The following is a 17753-nucleotide window of genomic DNA, read 5'->3' as shown; positions in this document are numbered from 1 at the left end:
GAGCCGACCCACCGGCTCCCCACCACTTTCCCATCGTATCGGGAAATTTCCGGCCGTGATGCGCACCTCGTCTCGGCAACAGCGCCCGGATCGGGATCGCGCCGGCGAACCCGGTGGCACCGGAATTCCCGTTACGGCAGGGGATCCGCAGGTTCGTCCCGCACGGCCAGAACGCCTTTGCGGTAGTTTCCGCGCAGTCCGCCGAGTTTTTCGAAACCCGCGTTCATGTCGTCCAGTGAGAGGCAGTGGGTGAACAGATCGCCGTGCCCCACGGAAGAATGCGCGAGCAGCTTCGCGGCCCAGCGCATGGCGGCGAGCACGCGCTTCGGGTCGCGGAAGTGCCCGTTCACGATGCGGATCGCCTCGTAGTTCCACCCGCCGAGGTCCACACTCCTCCGGCCGTCCTGGTGATAGCCGCCGATGACGAGCGTCCCCTCTCGCCGCACGAGGCTGCCGGCGAGATCGAGACCCGACTGGGTTCCGGTCAGTTCCACCACGACGTCCGCTCCCCGGCCCCCGGTTGCCTGCCCGACCACCTCCCGGGCGCTCTCTTCGCCCACGGTCCCGGTCCCGGTTCGAGCGCCGGCCGGGTGCCGGCGCTCCGACGGTCCGCGCCCGACCTGAACGACCTGGGTGAACCAGCTCATGTCCAGGAGCCTGGTCATGAGTTCCCCCATGAACCCGGCCCCGACCACCACGGCGGTCTCCCCACCGGCCGCGGGCAGGCAGGACCAGGCGTTCAGACAGCACGCCAACGGCTCGACCAGGACGCCGTCGACCCCGGGCACCAAGGGAACGACGTGCTCCGACTCCGCGGACACGTATTGCGCGTAGCCGCCACCGGGGACCCAGGCCGTCACCCGGCGCCCCAGGAGATCCCGGGGCGCGTCCTCGCCCAGTGCGCAGACCACCCCTTCGACTTCGTGCCCGAGGCGGACCGGGACCGGCGGTGCTCCGAGTCGCCACCGGTCGAGGTCACCCGAGCAAATGCCGGTCCGCGTCACGCGCAGGAGGACGGAGGTGCGGTCCGGCGGCCCGACACGTTCCCGGACGATCTCGAACTGCCGCGGTCCGGTCAGGATGACCGATTTCGCAAGCTCGTCTTCGCCTGGGGGGTTCACCACGAGATCAGTTCTCCGTCCTTGTCCGCCGACTGGTAGGCGGCGGTGATCAGCCGGGTGCTCGCCACCGCGTCCTGCGCACGCGCACCGGGGGGCACGTAGGCCGCCACGCCGGCGTCGGCGGCCTCGACAAGGGTGATCAGCTGCCGGATGTAGCACTCCCGCGCCGGTGTCTCCCATGTCCCCGCCACCCCCGTGGCCCGCGCTGACCGCGCGTCGACCCGCACGCGGACCACAGCGTCGCCGCACCCCTCGTCCAGGTGCATGGCGAAGGTGGCCTCGGTGCCCCGCAGCAGGATCGTCAGTTCGGCTCCGGTTCCCCGGCCGGACCACGCGACGGACAGGGTGCCCGCCCCTTCGAGACCGCCGGGCCGGGACCGGAACATCGCTATTTCCGCCGAGGAGTCGCGACGGATGGGCCCACCTTCGAGAAGCGGTGTCGCCAGGGCTGAAACCATCTTCGAAGTGACGGCGCAGATGGGTGATCGACGCCCGAGAACGGGCAACATCACCCCGAGCAGGTGCGGGCCCAGATCGAAGGTGGCGCCCGGGCAGTGGCCGGTGCGGAAATGTCCCCAGTCCGGATCACCGTCCACCCGGAGCCACGTCCCGGCTACGTCCACCAGCCGGCCCAGGCCCCCGGCAGCCAGCCAGGACAGGACAGCGGGCGGGATGGCCGACAGGAGGTGCAGACCGAACTGCAGGTGCACTCCGGAGTTCTTCGCCAGGCTGACCAGCTGCGTGACGTCCCCAAGAGACCAGGCCGCCGGTTTCTCGCAGAGCACGGCTCTCGGCCGGGCCGGCAGCCGCAGGAGTTCGGCGAAGTTCGTCAGGTGCGCGTTCGGAGGCGTGGCGATGATCCACACGTCGGCATCGGACCGATGGCAGTCGCCGATCCTCGTGCGGGCCGCGGAGCTCGGCAGGTGGCACTCCGCGGCGACGAGCTGCGCCGAGCCGATCTGCGGATCCACGACCGCGACGAGCTGGGCGCCGGCCACCTCCATGAGGGCGTGGCCGAGGGTCCTTCCCTGCTGTCCCGCGCCCACGAGTCCGACCCGCACCGGGCCGCCGCCCCGGCCCTTCGCGCGGCTGGCCGCGTTCGGGCCGCGTCGCCGGCGCCCGGTCACGGTGTCACCGCTTCGCGCAGGGGTCGGTGCGGGTTGTCGATGACCCGGTTCAGCAGCCGCAGCAGGCGTTCCTCCTGCGCCGGCACGAGGTCACGGTCGCCGGGGGCCACCCGCATCACGAGACTGATCCGCAGCCCGGAGGCGTCCGGGCTGCCGGACGCGAAGAGATCGAAGCCGGTGGCGCCCATGCGCCGGTGCTGGTGCATCGTGGTGGCGCAGCCGGGCAGGGCGAGCTCGGCGTGGAACGGGGTGATGTTCACGCTCGGATCACCCCGGCCGAAGGACTCGCCCCGGTCACCGAGGTCGGCCAGCACCTGTTCACACGGCAGGCGCTGGTGCGTGACGTCCGCCCGGTTGTGCTCGGCCGTCCGGCGCAGCAGCTCGTGGAAAGTCATGGTGGGGGACACCGCCACGGTCAGCAAGTACCGGTTGGCCAGGTACGTCGGGACGCTGCGGGACAGCGCGGTCAACCGGTTGGACACCGGTACGGTCAAAGTCACGACCGGGACGTCCCGCTCGAGCGCGATCTGGGCCGCGACCACCGCCAGGACGAGGTCTGGCCAAGCCGTACCGGCGGCCTGCGCGGTGGCCTGGATATGGTGTGCGGCCGGTGGTTCCAGGCCGGCACCGCCCAACGCCCGGGCGTCGGGGCCGGCGGCCCCCAGGCGCACCGGTGCCGGCACGCCGGCAAGACGGCGGCGCCAGTACTCCCGGTCGTCGTCGTACCTGGCGGACTTCCAGTACTCGTCCAGTTCCGCGTGCAGAGCCCGGAGCGAACGGAACGGGCTGGGCCCGGGCTCGGTTCCCGCGCGGATGGCCGCGTACACCTCGGCCACCCGGTGCAGGAGCAGGCCCGCGCTGAAGGCGTCCATCACCATCGGGAGGAACCGCAGGTACCAGCGGAAGTGGTCGGGCCCCAGCCGGAGCAGCGCGGTGGAGAACAGCGGGGAGTCGCCGGGCGAGACGGGTACGCGGTGCTCCGCCGCGGCCCATTCGTCCGCGGCGGTGGCGGGGTCGGCGGAGCCGGACAGGTCCACCATCGGCAGCCGCCACCGCACCGCAGGCAGGATCTCCTGCTTGAGGACGCCGTCCCGCTCGACGAACCGGGCCCGCAGTGCCTCGGTCTGCGCGATCACGCACTGGGCGGCGGTCTCCAGGGCCCGCGCGTCCACCGGGCCGTGGATTTCGACGTACTGGCCCACGGTGTTGGCCTGCCGCTCGGCCGCGAGCTGCTTGCTCGCTGCCCACAGCGAGCGCTGTGGGACGGTGACGTCCAGCAAGTCCGGCGGTGCCGTCGGGGCCGTCACACCGCACCGCCGAGGGGCGGCGTGCCGGAAAACCGGCGTCCGGTGCCGGCGACGTCGCCGGGGCTCCCGGCGGGTCCGGGCCACCGGGCTCCCGGCGCAAGCGCGGTGGTCACCGGGCGCCGCCCAGGATCGTGCAGAGCAGTTTCTCGCTCTCGCCGAGACCGAGCGCGGCTTTGGCGTCACGGAAGTCGACCAGGCCGATCTGACAGGTGTCGATACCCAGGCCCGGCGCCGTGGTGGTCAGCAACTGGGCCATCGCGCCCGCCTCGAGCAGGCAGAACGGCTCGGCCCGGTCGCCGTAGAGCCGTTCGAAGGCGGCGGTGTCGGCGACCAGGAACAGGGAGAACCCCGCGGTCTCGTACGCCTCCCGGTTGTCGCTGGTGCGGTGGTGCCCCGCCAGCACCAGCGGGTCGTCACTGACCGGTACCAGCTGGTGCCCTTCGGCGTCGTAGCGGTAAAAGCCCTCGGCGAGCGCGCTCACGCCGGCGCTGTGCACCTGGACGTAGACGTCGACGGGGTAGACGCCCGAGGCCGATCCCCAAGCGCGGCGGGCGGTGCCGTCCTCGGTCCACTGCCGCAGCTGGGTGAGCAGGCCGCCGAACGCCTCCAGCCGCACCTTGGAGCCGCTGAACTTGCGGACGCTGCGCCGGCGACGGTCCGGTTCGGCACCGGCCGGAAGGCCGATGCCGGCCGGCGATCCGGGATGCCGGTGCCGGGCCTGTTCCTTGACCTCCTCCCGGGCGTCCACGTCGAGCAGCACCGGCGGCGGCCCGGGCTCCGCGCCCGGGGCAGCGGCCGGGGGAGCCGCCGGAGTGCCGCCGGTGTAGAAACGCACCAGTTCGTCGGCCGAGCGGATCTCGTACAGCAGCTCGAGACTGGGGTGGTGGCCGAACTCCGACGACAGGCCGTTCGCGATGCGGATCAGGTCCATCGAAGTCAGCCCGGCCGTGCCGAAGTCGATCTCGGAGAGGTCGGTGCCGGCCGACCCGGACCCGGCGAGGATCTCGGTCAGCACCGAAGTCACCCTGGCGGCGACGTCTTCTTCGTCAGTCACGGGTTCTGGCGCTTCGCCGCCGAACAGGGCACCCCGGTCGACCTTGCCGTTCGCGGTGAGCGGGTAGTCGTCGACCATCCGGATCAGGTCCGGCACCAGGTAACGGGGTAGTTTGCGGGCCAGCTCCGCGCGCACCCGGGCCGGATCGAGCACCGAGCCGGGGTGGGACCGGACCGCGGCGACGAGCCGCCGGTCCTGGTCGCGGGCGCCTTCGGCGCCGACCACCGCGTCCCGCACCCCGTCGAGGCGCGCCAGCGCACTTTCGATCTCACCGGGTTCGATCCGGTGTCCCTGGATCTTCATCTGGTCGTCCTCCCGGCCCAGTAGTTCGAGTACCCCGTCCGGGCCGACCCGGGCGAGGTCGCCGGTGCGGTAGAGCCGTTCCCCCGTGGCGGGCCGCACCGGGAAGCTGCGCCGGGTCCGCTCGTCGTCACCCCAGTAGCCCCGGGCCAGCCCGGCACCGGAGAGGAACAACGGGCCGGGGGTGCCGGCCGGCACCGGTTCGAGCCGCTCGTCCAGGACCGAAGCGCCCTGGGCCCGCATCGCCGTGCCGTACGGAATGCTGCGCCACGCCGGGTCGACGGCGCCGACCTCGTAGAGCACCGACCAGATCGAGGCCTCGGTCGCCCCGCCCAGGCTGATCAGTCGGGTGTGCGGGAGCCGTTCACGGAGCCGCCGGGCCAGGTCCACCGGGATCCAGTCGCCGCTCACCATGATCAGGCTGAGCCGGGCGGCCCAGTCCAGGTCGTCGCCCGTGGTCTCGGCGAGCAGCCGCAGCAGGGCAGGCACCGAGTTCCACATCGTCACCCCGTGCCGGACCATGAGGTCCGCCCAGTGCTTCGGGTCGGAGCGGTGTTCCGCCGCCGGCACGACCAGGCTCGCGCCGGCCGACAGGGTGCCGAAGATGTCGTACACCGACAGGTCGAAGGTGAGCGGCGTGAGCGCGAGCAACCGGTCGGCGGGCCCGACGGTGAACCGCTCGTTGACGTCGGTGATCGTGTTGAGCGCGGCGCCGTGTTCGATCGCGACGCCCTTGGGCCGCCCGGTCGAACCCGAGGTGTAGATCAGGTACGCCAGGTCGCCGCTCGTGGTGCCCGGGTCGTCGAGGTCGGCGGGCCGGTCGTTCCACACGTCTTCGAGCACGAGCAGCCGGGTGCCGGCGGGCCAGTTCCCCGCGGCGGCCCGGGTGGTGAGCGCGAACCGGGCGGTGCTGTCCCGCAGCAGCAGCTCGAGCCGCCCGGTCGGTACGGCGGGATCGACCGGGACGTAGGCTCCGCCTGCCTGCACCACACCCAGCACCGCAGGGGCCTGTTCCCAGCCGGGGGGCACCCCGACCGCGACGAGGTCGCCGGGGAGCAGACCGGCCCCCTTCAGTGCCGCGGCCACCTTTCCGGCCGCACCCACGACGTCCTGGTAGGACACCGAGCGCTCGTCGGTGCGGATCGCGATCGCGTCCGGGCTCGCGGCGGCCCGGGCCAGCACCGGGTCGTGCAGCCGGGGCGACTCGGCGACGCGGACGGGTGCCGTTCGCGGCTCGGGCCGGCTCAGCGTCGCCGGGCCGGCGGTCCAGTCGCGGTGGCGGGCCAGGCCGCGCAGCAGCGAAAGGTACGCGTCGAACATCTCGTCCAGCAGCCCAGGCGGGAACAGCACGTCGACCGAGTCCCAGGTCAGCACCGCGTCGTCGCCCCAGCGCATGGCCTGGTGGTCGAGCCACACCTGCGGGGTCTGGGACAGCCCGTACAGGCGGCGGCCCAGCCAGTCCATCTTGCCGATGTCCTTGTCCAGCATGCTGGTGAACACCACGGGAGCCACCGACTCGGGCTTCTTCGCCCGGTCCTGCGACTTCGACCGTTCCCGGCGCACGGTCACACTTCCCAGCTCACGGTGTTCGAGCGCGACCAGCATCGAGCTCTGGAACTCCCGGAGGTAGTCCTCGAACGAGCCCGGGCCCGGCCGGGCCGCGACCAGCAGCACGCTGGTGAACTCACCGATGGCCGGGGCGGACAGGCCCAGCTGTGGCCCGTCGAAGGCGGGGACCCCGAGGGTGAACGGGGTGTGCCCGCTGAACCGGCCGAGCACACTGGTGAACGCCGCGCCGAACAGCGACGACACCGTGATCCCGCGCGCCGCCGCGGCGTCGCGCAGCCGCTTCCAGTCGGACTGGTCGAGCACGGCGCTGCGCCGCGTGAACTCGGGCCGCCGCACGGTGTCGGGGTCGGTCGCCAGCGGCAGTGCCGGCGGTGGGGGCAGTTCGCCGGCCAAGCGGGTCAGCAGCTCCTGGTCCGCGCCGCTGCCGATTTCCTCGAGCCGACGGCGCCGATCGCGCGCGAAGGCCCGGAACGCCCCGGCGGGCCCGGCCGGCGGCAGGGGAAGGCCCCGGTACCGCACGCCCCACTCGTGGATCACCACGAAGATGCTCTGCGCGTCCAGCATGAGCAGGTCGAAGCTGACGTGGATGCGCACTTCCCCGGGGAGCAGGGTGAGCCGCAACTCGAACAACGGCCCCCGGTAGGCGTCCAGTACCTGGCACGACATCCGGGCACGGGTGGCCGCGACCTTGTCCGCCGCCCCGGGATCGGCACGCAGGTCGTCCACCTGCACCTGCCAGGCCTCGGTGGGCGTGGTCTCCCGCTGCCGGCCGTCCAGGGTGGCGACCATCCGCAGCGCCGCGTGCCGCCGCACGATCTCGTCCCAGGCCGCGATCGCCCTGTCCGGGTCGAGCTCGGGCATGGAGTACTCGCCGTAGGCGTGACTGGACACCCCGCCCAGCCCCAGCCCGTCGAACCGGCCGACCAGGTACGCCTCCTGCAGTTCGGTGAGCGGGATCGATTCGTCCTCGTTCCGCGGTGCCGCCGGTTGCGGTACCGGTTCGGGCCGAGGCGGCGCCGGCGGCGTCCGCGGCGCCGGCTCGGTACCGCCCTCGGGCACCGGCCCGAGGTCCAGGCCGTCCAGCACGAGGGTGGTCAGGTCGGCCACGCTCGGCCCGCGCATCATCGTCATCGTGGTGACGGTGACGCCCAGCTCCCGCTCGATCCAGGAGCTGACTTCGACCGCCAGCAACGAGTCCATGTGCATCGTGGTGAGGGGCGCGTCCGGCGGGAACTCCTGGTCGGGCACGCCGAGCAGGGCGGCGCACCGGGCCTTGATCCGCGTCCGGAGCAGCTCGACGCGGGCCTCACCGTCCAGCGTCCGCAGCCGCTGCACGATCGAGCGCCCGTCCGCATCGGCCGGTCCGCCCGGCGCGCCACCGGTCAGCACCTCGGCGTACCGGGGTTCGTGATCGGCGTCGATGCCGAAGTGCCGGATGATCCGGGCGAAGTCGACCCTCGTGACACCGACCCGGGGTGCGGATCCCCGCCAGAGCAGCCGCAGTGCTTCGAACACGTCCTCGGTGCCGAGGTGGCCGACCCCAGAGGCGGCCAGCGCGCGGGCCGCGTGTTCGTTGCGGGTCAGGTAGCCGGCCCCGTGGATCGCGCCCCAGTTGACGGTCAGCACCGGCCGGCCGAGCGCCGCGCGGTAGTCGGCGAACTGGTCGAGGAAAGCGTTTGCCGCCGCGTAGTTGGCCTGGCCCGCGTTGCCGAGCAGCGAGGTGGTGGAGGAGAACAGCACGAACGCGTCCAGGTCGTGCCCGGCGGTGGCCCGGTCGAGGTTCCAGGTGCCGCGCACCTTGGGTTCGAGCACTTCGCGGAACCGGCGCTCGTCGAGTTCGGTGAACGGGTCGTCGTCGATGACCATCGCGCAGTGCAGGACGCCGCGCAGCGGCGGCAGCTCCCGGTCGATCCGGGCCACGAGCGCGTCCACCTGGGACGCCGAGGTCACGTCGACCGCTTCGGCCAGCACCTGCACGCCGTCCGCCCGCAGCCGGTCGAGTGCTTCGGCGGTCTCCGGCCCGGTCACTCCGGAGCGGCTGACCAGCACCAGCTGCCGGACCCCCGCCCCGGCGAGCCGGGCGGCGAGGTCGAGGCCGATGCCGGCGAGCCCGCCGGTGACCAGCCAGGTGCCGTCGAACCGCTCCGGGCCCGCCGCGGGAAGCGGGGTCACCGGCACGTCGCGCTCGCTCATCGCCAGCACCAGCTTGCCGATGTGCTCGCCCGCCGCGAGGTGCCGGAACGCGGCCCTGGTCTGGGACGGGTGGTAGACACGGTGGGGCAGCGGGCGCAGCGCCCCGGACGCGAACCTGGCCAGCAGCGCCCGGAGTTCCCCGGCCACCAGAGCCGGCCGCTGGGCGATCATCTGCTGGAGGTCGAAGCTCGAGTAGGACAGGTTGCGCGTGAACGGCCGCAAACCCAGCCGCCGGTCCGCGCGCAGATCGCGTTGCCCGATTTCGACGAACCGGCCGTACGGGGCGAGGCAGGCGATGCTGCGTGCGGTGGCCTCGGTGCCGACCGCGCTGAGCACGACGTCCACCCCGGCCCCGCCGGTGACCGCCCGCACTTCGTCGGCGAACGCGAGCGAGCGGGAGTCGAAGACGTGCGCGACGCCGAGCGAGCGCAGCAGTTCCCGCTTCTCGGGAGTGCCGGCGGTGGCCAGCACCTCGGCTCCGAGCTCGTGGGCGAGCTGGATCGCGGCCAGCCCGACCCCGCCCGCACCGGAGTGGATGAGCACCCGCTCGCCGGAGCGCAGTGCGGCGAGGCGGCCCAGTCCGATCGCGGCGGTGAGGAAGACCAGCGGCACGGTGGCCGCCTCGGCCGCGGACAGGTTGGCCGGCTTGGGAGCGACACAGGTCGCGTTCACCGTGACGTGCGAGGCGAGCGTGCTCATCGTCGAGTCGACCGCGACCACCTCGTCGCCGACCTCGAGCCCGGTGACGTCCGGGCCGATCCGGGTGACGCGGCCGGCGCACTCGGCGCCCATCCGCAGCCCCCGGCCGCTGGCTGTGGAGGGCATCCGGCCGAGCGCGACCAGCACGTCACGGAAGTTGAGACCGACCGCGCCGACCTCGATCTCCACCTCGCCCACGTCGGGTGCCCGCCGCGGCTCGGCCGCCCACCGCAGCTCGTCCAGCTGCCCCGGGTGGTCGGTGACCAGTGCGTACGCGTGCTCCTCGGGCAACGCACGGGCGTCCACGCTGCCGAGCACCGCCGTGGCCGGATGCGCAACGATGCGGCGTACGTAGCGTTCGCCCCCGCGCAGCGCGATCTCGTATTCGTCGTCGTCGCGGCACAGCTGGGCCCAGAGCTGGTCGAGATCGTCGACGGCGGCCGCGTCCAGGTCGACCATCAGGCAGCGGGTGTGCGGCAGCTCGAGCCGGGCCGCCAGGCCGATGCCCCACGCCGAGGTGCCGCCGAGCCGCACCGCCTCGCCGTGCAGGCTGTGCGCGCCCTTGGACACCAGCACGAGCCGGGGGCTCTGCTCGACCGGGAAGTCGCGGAACACCCGGACCGCGTCGGCGAGCTCGACGCAGCGATCCTGGATCGCCGTAGCGGGGTCGGCGGCGTCTTCGGCGCCCGTGTTCCACAGCTGCACGATCCGGTCCGGCCGGAGGTCGCCGAAGTGCACCGGATCGCTGGGCGGGACGATCAGGGCGCGGCCACCGTACTCGCGGACCCGGGCGGCCAGGCCGGCGGCGAGCGCCGGGTCGTCGCCGAGGATCACCCAATCGGCGGCCGCAGGCGCCGGTGGCGCGGCGGACGCGGTGATCTCCGGGCCGGTGGCGAACAGCACGGTGTGCGGGGCGGTGTCGTTGCCGGTTTCGTCCTCGACCGCGGCGACGTCGGAGAACCCGCCCTCGCGGAGCAACCCGACCCACCGATCGGCGGCCAGCAGCGGGCCGGTGGTGCGCACGTCCCGGTCGGTGAAGGACCACCAGCCCTTGGTGAGGCCGAACGTCAGGTCCGCCCAGATCCGGCCCGGCAGCACCTCGGCCAGCACCAGCAGGCCCCCCGGGGCGAGCAGGTCACGCAACGAAGTCAGCGTGCGGCGCAGCTCGGGGGTGGCGTGCACGACGTCGGACGCGAGGACGACGTCGAACGAGTGCAGGTCGACGCCCTGCCCGGCCGGGTCGCGGTCCAGGTCCAGCACCCGGTATTCCACGAAGGGGAAGTCGCGGAAGCGTTCCCTGGCCCGTTCGGTGAACGCGGCCGAGACGTCCGTGAAAACGTACTCGGTGCGGTCCGCCGGCAGGACGGGAAGGACGGCCGCGGTCAGGCCACCGGTGCCCGCGCCGACTTCGAGGACGCGCAACGTGCGCCCTCGCGCGGCGGTGGCGGCAACGCGCTCGAGGACCTGCCGGACGACGTCGTTGTGGAACCGGACGGCCTTGGCGGTCTGGAAGAAGCGCTCGGCCTCGCCGTGGTCGCCGTCCGGGAACAGCAGATCCAGCGGGTCGGTCGTGCCGGTCAGCACGGCGTACAGGTGGGCCGCGGTCTTGCGAAGCAGGCGCAGTTCGCCCAGCGCGTCCGGATAGGCGGTCAGCATCCGGGCCCAGCGGGCGCGGTGGTCGCCGTCGACGTCGCGCAGCACCCGGAACGAGCCGTCGTCGTGGGCGGCCAGGATCCCCGCGCCGGTCAGGAACCGCAGAAAGCCGTCGAAGGCCGGCCGGTAGAGCGGGAGCAGCCCGGCGAGGCCGTCGACGCTGATCGTGCGCCCGGCGGTGAGTCCGGCGCCGAAACGCGCGAAACAGTCGGCCAGATACGCGGCGCAGAGGTCGCTCAAGTCCGCCCGGTACTGCGGGCTGTCGCCGGCCAGCGCCGGATCGAGCAGGCTCAAATCCGCTACCGCCTCCTGGGCGCCGAGAGTGACCGCGCCGGCCGCCGGGCGGACCGAGGAGCGCCACCGCATCCGGTAGAAGTGGTCCGAGACCGCCCCCTCCGGGCTTTGCGGCCGGGGAACCGGGGCGCCGCGCATGCCGACCAGCTCGGCGAGCACGGCACCTTCGGCGTCCAGCACGGCGATGTCCGCGTGCAGGGCGAGCGAGTCACGGGTGTGCACCCGGAGGTGGGCATAGGCCGGCGGCCTGCCGTTCCGGTGTACGCGAACGGCATCCACGCCGGACGGCACGTAGTTGACGGGGATCAGCCCGTCCGGCCGCCGCGCGGCGCCGTCCAGTACCGCGGCCTGGATGCAGACGTCGAGCAACGCCGGGTGCAGCACGTACTGCTCGAGCGTGCCCGCGAGCTCGGCCGGGACGGCGAGCCGGACCAGGGTCTCGCCGTCGCCGGTGTGCAGCTCGGCCATACCGCGGAACGCCGGGCCGTAGACGTAGCCCCGCGCGGTGAACGCTTCGTAGACGTCGTCGTGGGAGTGCCGGGTGGGGCAGCGTCGCCGGACGGCCGCGAGGTCGACATCGCGGCCGCACCCCGGCTCGGGGTGGTACCGGCCCCGCGCCGTGCGCGCCCACACTTCCCCCGCGAAGGAGCGGTGGTGCAGCTCGAACGTGCCGTCCTCGGGGTTCAGCTCGATCCGGCCGATCTGCACGTCGTCCGGCTCGAGCGCGCACGACCGCTCGAAGTCGACGAACTCGAGTGCGGCCGGGCCGCCCAGTTGCTCGCGGACGGCGGCCAGCGCCGCCTCGACGTAGGCGGCGCCGGGCACGATGACCGTGCCGAACAGCTCGTGCTGGCGTACCCAGGCGAGCCGGTGGTCGTCCCAGCGGATCTCCCAGGTCGGCCTGGCCGCGTCGACCCGCTTGAGCATCGGGTGCGGCTGCCCGCCGGTGCGCCTGGCCTTGGCGGCCGATGTCTCGTTCCAGTGCGTCTCGTGCTGCCAGACCGGTCCGGGCAGCGGGGCCGCCGGGACCGGGCCGGGGTAGCGGCGCGCCCAGTCGATCTTCCGGCCGGCCGCGTAGAGCGCCCCCAGCGACTCGAGCATTCCGGCCCGGTCGTCACCGCCGCGGGAGAGCGAGGCCACGGTCACGGCCGGGCGGCCGGTGTCGTCGAGGATTTCGCGGACCGAGCCGAGCAGCACCGGGTGTGGGCTGAGCTCGACGAACGCGTCGTAGCCGTCGTCGAGCATCGCCCGCAGCGCGCCCTCGAAGAGCACGGGCTGCCGGAAGTTGCGCCACCAGTAGTCCGTGTCGAGTTCACCGTCCTCGATCCGGCGAGCGAGCACGCTGGAGTACATCGGGATCGTGGCCGGCGCGCTGTCGACACCGGCGAGTTCACGAACCAGTTCGTCGCGGAGCGGGTCCATCTGCGGGCTGTGGCAGGGACAGGCGACCCGAAGCTTGCGAGCGAAGACGCCCCGCTGCTCCAGGAGGGCGGCGACCCGGTCGAGTTCCTCGTGCGGGCCGGACAGCGTCGAGCCGCGTGGGCTGTTTTCGGCGGCCAGGCACACCGCGCCCGCCGCTTCGGCGCACACCTTGCCGGCCGCGTCGGCCCCGAGCGCGACGAACATCATCCCGCCGGTGCCGTCGGCCCGGGAGTGCACGCGGGCCCGCTTGCAGACGAGGCGCACGGCCGACTCGAGGTCGAGAGCGCCGCTCAGGTGGGCGGCGGCGTACTCGCCGACGCTGTGGCCGAGCACTCCGTCCGGGCTGACGCCCCACGAGCGCCACAGCTCGGCCAGCGCGACCTGGACCACGAAGATGGCCGGCTGGAGGCAGAAGGTCTCGTTGACCCGGCTGTCCGCCTCGTCGGCCGCGAGCGCGTCGAAGATCGACCAGCCCAGGTGCGGGCGGGCCAGCTCGTCGCAGCGCAACGCGGTCGACCGGAACACCCCCTCGGTCTCCAGCAGGGAACGGGCCATCGCCCACCACTGCGGCCCCTGTCCGTTGAAGAGAAAGGCGAGCTTGCCCGCCGGGTGCCCGCTGGGGGCTCCGGCGAAGACGCCGGGCCCGCTTTCGCCGTCGGTGTAAGCGCGAAGCTTGGCCACGGCCTCAGCGGCGTCGTTGGCCACGAAGGCCAGCCGATGGCCATGGTGGCTGCGCCGGCGAGCCAGCAGAGCGGCGATGCGCTCCAGGCCGCCATCGGGCGCATCGAGGCCCGCCAGCCACTCCGCGTACCCGGCTGCCAGCCGCCGCAACGCCGTCTCGCTGCGGGCGCTGAACGTGAGCAGCACAGGCCCGGCCCCCGCCGCCGCGGGGCTCGGCCCGGCGACCGGCGGCGCCTCGGCCAAGACCACGTTGGCGTTGGTGCCACCGAAGCCGAACGAGTTGACGCTGGCCACCGCGGTCGGCAGGTGTGCCGGCCACGGGGTCAAGGCGGTCGGCACGCGCAGGCCGAGACCGGTGAAGTCGATCTCGGGGTTCGGCTCGTCGAAGTGCAGGTTGGCCGGGACCTGGTGGTGGCGGACCGCGAGCACCGCCTTGATGAGGCCGGCCACCCCCGCCGCCGCTTCGAGGTGACCGATGTTCGTCTTGACCGAGCCGACCAGCAGCGGCCGGTCCGCCGCCCGGTCGGCGCCGAGCACTCCGGCCAGCGCGGCGGCTTCGATCGGGTCACCGACCGGAGTACCGGTGCCGTGCGCCTCGACGTATCCGACTTCGCCGGGTGCGGCTCCGGCCACGCGCAGCGCCGCATGCAGGTTGGCCTGCTGGGCAGAACCGCTCGGCACTGATATACCGGGGGTGTGCCCATCCTGGTTGACCGCGGTACCGCGGATGACGGCGTAGACGCGGTCCTCGTCGCGCAGGGCGTCCGCGAGCGGCCGGAGCAGGACCAGTCCGCCGCCTTCGCCGCGGCCGAAGCCGTCGGCCGCGGCCGAGAACGCCTTGCACCGGCCGTCGGCGGCGAGCATGCCCGCCTGGCTCAACGCAATCCCGAAGCCGGGCGTGAGGATGAGGTTGACCCCGCCGGTCAGCGCGGCGTCGACTTCGCCCGTCCAGATGCTCTGGCAGGCCGCGTGCACTGCGACCAGGGCGGAGGAACAGGCCGTGTCGATCACCATGCTGGGGCCACGCAGGTCGAAGGCGTGGGACACCCGGTTGGCGAGCAGGCTGGTCGACATGCCGGTCGCGGCGTGCGCGCCCATGGCCTCGCCCTCGCCCGGCGCGGTCTGGATCTGGGCGTAGTCCTGGCTGCTCGCGCCGACGAACACACCGGTGCGGCCGCCGGCGAGCTGCTCCATCGGGACGCCGGCGTCTTCGCAGGTCTCCAGAGCGATCTCGAGCAGCAGCCGCTGCTGCGGGTCGAGCTGATCGGCGATCCGGCGGGAGAAGCCGAAGAAGCCGGCGTCGAAAGCGTCCACCCGCTCGAGGAACCCGCCCTCGCGCAGAGTGGTCCGGCCCGGCACCCGATGATCGGCGGTGAACAGCCGCTCGACGTCCCACCGGCCCGGTGGCATCGGCCCGACCGCGTCCACCCCGCCGGTCAGTAGTTCCCAGAAGCTGTCAGGACCGGTGACGCCGCCGGGGAATCGGCAGCCGATACCGACCACCGCGATCGGCTGATGCCGGATAGCCGTGCTCATCTGCGCTCCAGTCCGTTTGACATTTTGATCGCAATTCTCTGCCGCGCAGCGACCATGTCGAAGGTGGCAGGCACTCGACCGAGCCTCCCCGACCCGGGTCCGCGGGGAAACCCCGCCGAGTGATATGGGCAAGAAACTTTGACCAAAGCTCCCCGGCCGCCCGAAGCGGAGAGCGTGGACGTACGGCGGCCGATAGTCTGGCACGCGAACCGGACCGGTCCACCGTCGATTTCCCGTCTTGTCAAAATGGAATAATTCGGCGTTCTCGCCACGCATCGGCTGCCGGAACCCGCCGGGCGGCGGCGTTTTCGCGGATCGACGCCGGCTCGGGGCCGGCGAATCGCCGATGGCGAACCGTGGCCCGTCGGTGGTAGGACTGTCTTGTTGCGTCGAGCGGCGCGCACGTGAAAGCGCTTCATATTCAGCGCTTTGCCGCCTCCGCGGTCGGGTCATCCGAGCCGTATTCCCGCCGAATCCGGAGAAGGTCGGACGTGATGTGGCGACATCGAGTCGAGCGGCAGAATCCTGCTTCAAGCCGCCATTCCGGCCCAGGCCGTCGAAATCGACGGCGTGGCCTGGCACCGCTGCGCCATCGCGGCTTCCGGTACCTGTTGTCCGGGCAACTCGCCTCGAACATCGGCGATGCCTGCTATGCCGTCGCGCTGCCGTGGTACGTGCTGGCCGAGTCCGGCGGGACCCTGCTGCTCGGAACGACGTTGGTCGCCTATGGCCTGCCCCGTACCGCGCTGATGGCGTTCGGCGGCCTGGCGAGTGACCGATGGCGCCCGTGGACCGTGATGATGGTGTCGGACATCGTCCGCACGGTCGCTGCGGCGGCGCTCGCCGTCGCGGCCCTGCTCGGCCCGGCGCGGGCCGAGTTCCTGGTGCCCGTCGCGGTGGTGCTCGGCGCCGGCGAAGGCCTGTTCCTCCCCGGTTCGTTCGTGATCGCGCCGAAGCTGTTGCCGGACACGGAACTGCAGGCCGGAAACGCGCTCAGCTACAGCGGCACCCAGCTCTCCTTGCTGATCGGGCCGGCCCTCGGCAGTGTCGTCGTCCCATGGCTCGGCGTAGGAGCCGCGTTCGCGGTCGACGCGGTGACGTTCGCGCTCTCGGCACTCTCGCTGGCCGGCATCCGGTCTGCTTCGACGCCGGCTGTGCCTCGCCGGCACACCGTCGCGGGGAAGCCGACGTTGCGCCGGCTGTTGCTCGGGGAGCCGACGCTGCTGGTGGTCCTGGCGATTACGCTGGCCGGCTCCCTGGGCTCCGGTGGGCTCAGCGAGGTAGCCGTACCGGCGCTGGCGCACGGCCCCCTGCACACCGGCGCGGGCGGCTACGGTGCGCTGCTCGCGGCGCTGGGAGCGGGCGCCCTGCTGGGCACCGTGGTCGCAGCCCGGCTGAGCCGGCCTCGCCGGCCTGCTGTGCTCTGCTCCGCCGCGTGCCTGATGCAGGCGCTCATGATCGGCCTCGCACCATACCTGGGCGGCGCGGTCACGGCGGGTCTCGCACTGTTCGGTTACGGCCTGTGCAACGCCCTCGCCAACATCATCATGATCACCGCGTTGCAGCGCTGGGCTCCGCCGAACCTCCTCGGTCGCGTCATGGGCCTCCTGTTGCTGGCCGGGTTCGGCATCTTCCCGATTTCGGCCGCGTTCGGCGCCCTGCTGGTCGACAGGCTCGGGCCGGCGCCCTTCTTCCCGGTGGCCGGAGCCATCCTCGTGGCAGCAGTGCTGGGCTCGATGACCCAGCGCCGATGGCGCGACTTGGGAAGGGTGCCGTCGCACGGCCGTGACGGTGCTTCGGAAACCTGAGTGAAACGCCCCGAAGATCAGGGCGTGGTGGCCCGGACAGGAGGGACCACACGGTGAACTCGGCGTTCGGTCTCCGGTCGGCCGGGAGGGTGCCCGCGGCGACGAGTTCGGTGAGGACTCCGCTGAGCACCAGCAGCGGTGTCCTGTCTTCCGTGGTGCCGTCGGGATGGCCGTCGCCGAACCGGACCTGACCGGGGACGGCGAAGACGGTGTCGAGCAGCCCTGGTTCGGACGCCGCGAAGCGAGGTAGGCAGTGCCGACGGTGCCGAGCCGGGCAACCGCGCCGTCCTTGCTTCCCGGGCGGACGACCACCAGACCCGAGTAGCAGCATCAGTGCCCGGTGCACGGGGTCGACGGCATGCGCCCGCCGAGGGTGCGCGACCGGTCGTCGGGAGGACCTGCCCTGATGCGCGATATCCAGGTCAGCGCAGAGGTGGCCGCCTTGATCGGCACTGAGAATCTGGACCGACTGCGGCGCAGCCCTCAGTACAGTACGTTCACGTGCTGGCACTGCGGCCTGCGTGCCGATACCAACACCGAGCCCGCCACGGTGATCGCCGAACTCGGTCCTGTCGACGAGCTCACTCGGGCCACCACCGTGATAGCCGGAGCGCAGGAGGGCGCCGCCCGGCGCGATCGGCCTCTATCCCGAATCCGGTGAACGCCCCTTCACCTGGCTCACCGCGCTGCTGAAGCAGACCGCAGACGCCGGTGAACTGGTCGGCGGCCTGGTAGAGGCCGGCTGGACTGGCAACTCGGACGGCAGATCATCGAGTTGACCCCGATGCAACCCTTCGGATGGCATCTGCTCGCGGCGTGGCGGGGGCATGGGCAGTCATGGTCTTTTCCTTATGTCGCGCTCTCGGGGAGGGGGGCGGCGCGGGCGACCGGTCCGCCTGAGGCCGCCTTGCAGGCAGTAGGGAGCGGGCCCCATCCACCGTGACATCGAAACGATGTACGCATCGATTCGATGTTATGATCCTGGGGTC

Annotated in this window: 6 protein-coding genes; 2 read left to right on the top strand and 4 right to left on the bottom strand. The window is 72.4% G+C overall.

Annotation, left to right across the window (positions count from 1 at the left end):
• Positions 1–131: 131 nt before the first annotated feature.
• The 4 genes from A3CE_RS0108165 to A3CE_RS0108150 all read right to left on the bottom strand — a co-directional run bounded on the left by A3CE_RS0108165 (position 132) and on the right by A3CE_RS0108150 (position 14956).
• Positions 132–1124: an alcohol dehydrogenase catalytic domain-containing protein gene (locus A3CE_RS0108165; protein WP_020639585.1), complete on the bottom strand. Its 993-nt coding sequence runs from the start codon at positions 1122–1124 to the stop codon at positions 132–134.
• A complete protein-coding gene (locus A3CE_RS0108160; protein ID WP_084641373.1) occupies positions 1118–2248 on the bottom strand; it encodes a Gfo/Idh/MocA family protein in 1131 nt (376 codons plus the stop codon). The genes A3CE_RS0108165 and A3CE_RS0108160 overlap by 7 nt, the downstream gene beginning before the upstream one ends.
• On the bottom strand, positions 2245–3555 hold the full coding sequence (locus tag A3CE_RS0108155; protein ID WP_020639583.1) for a condensation domain-containing protein: 1311 nt from the start codon (positions 3553–3555) through the stop codon (positions 2245–2247). The genes A3CE_RS0108160 and A3CE_RS0108155 overlap by 4 nt, the downstream gene beginning before the upstream one ends.
• Before the next feature lie 109 nt (positions 3556–3664).
• Positions 3665–14956 (bottom strand): hybrid non-ribosomal peptide synthetase/type I polyketide synthase, encoded by an 11292-nt coding sequence (locus A3CE_RS0108150; RefSeq protein WP_020639582.1) that lies wholly within the window; start codon positions 14954–14956, stop codon positions 3665–3667.
• Between the two features lie 494 nt (positions 14957–15450).
• On the opposite strand from A3CE_RS0108150, the gene A3CE_RS50440 reads away from it, so the two are divergent.
• Both A3CE_RS50440 and A3CE_RS0108135 read left to right on the top strand, forming a co-directional pair.
• The gene (locus A3CE_RS50440; protein WP_084641365.1) at positions 15451–16764 is read left to right on the top strand and encodes an MFS transporter; all 1314 of its coding nucleotides are present in this window, start codon (positions 15451–15453) and stop codon (positions 16762–16764) included.
• 406 nt (positions 16765–17170) lie between these two features.
• Entirely contained in the window at positions 17171–17425 is a 255-nt protein-coding gene (locus A3CE_RS0108135) for a hypothetical protein (protein ID WP_020639580.1), read from the top strand.
• Positions 17426–17753: the final 328 nt, after the last annotated feature.

The organism is Amycolatopsis balhimycina FH 1894, from assembly GCF_000384295.1.
Taxonomy (GTDB): Bacteria; Actinomycetota; Actinomycetes; order Mycobacteriales; family Pseudonocardiaceae; genus Amycolatopsis; species Amycolatopsis balhimycina.
This window is presented reverse-complemented; position numbering and strand designations above follow the sequence as displayed.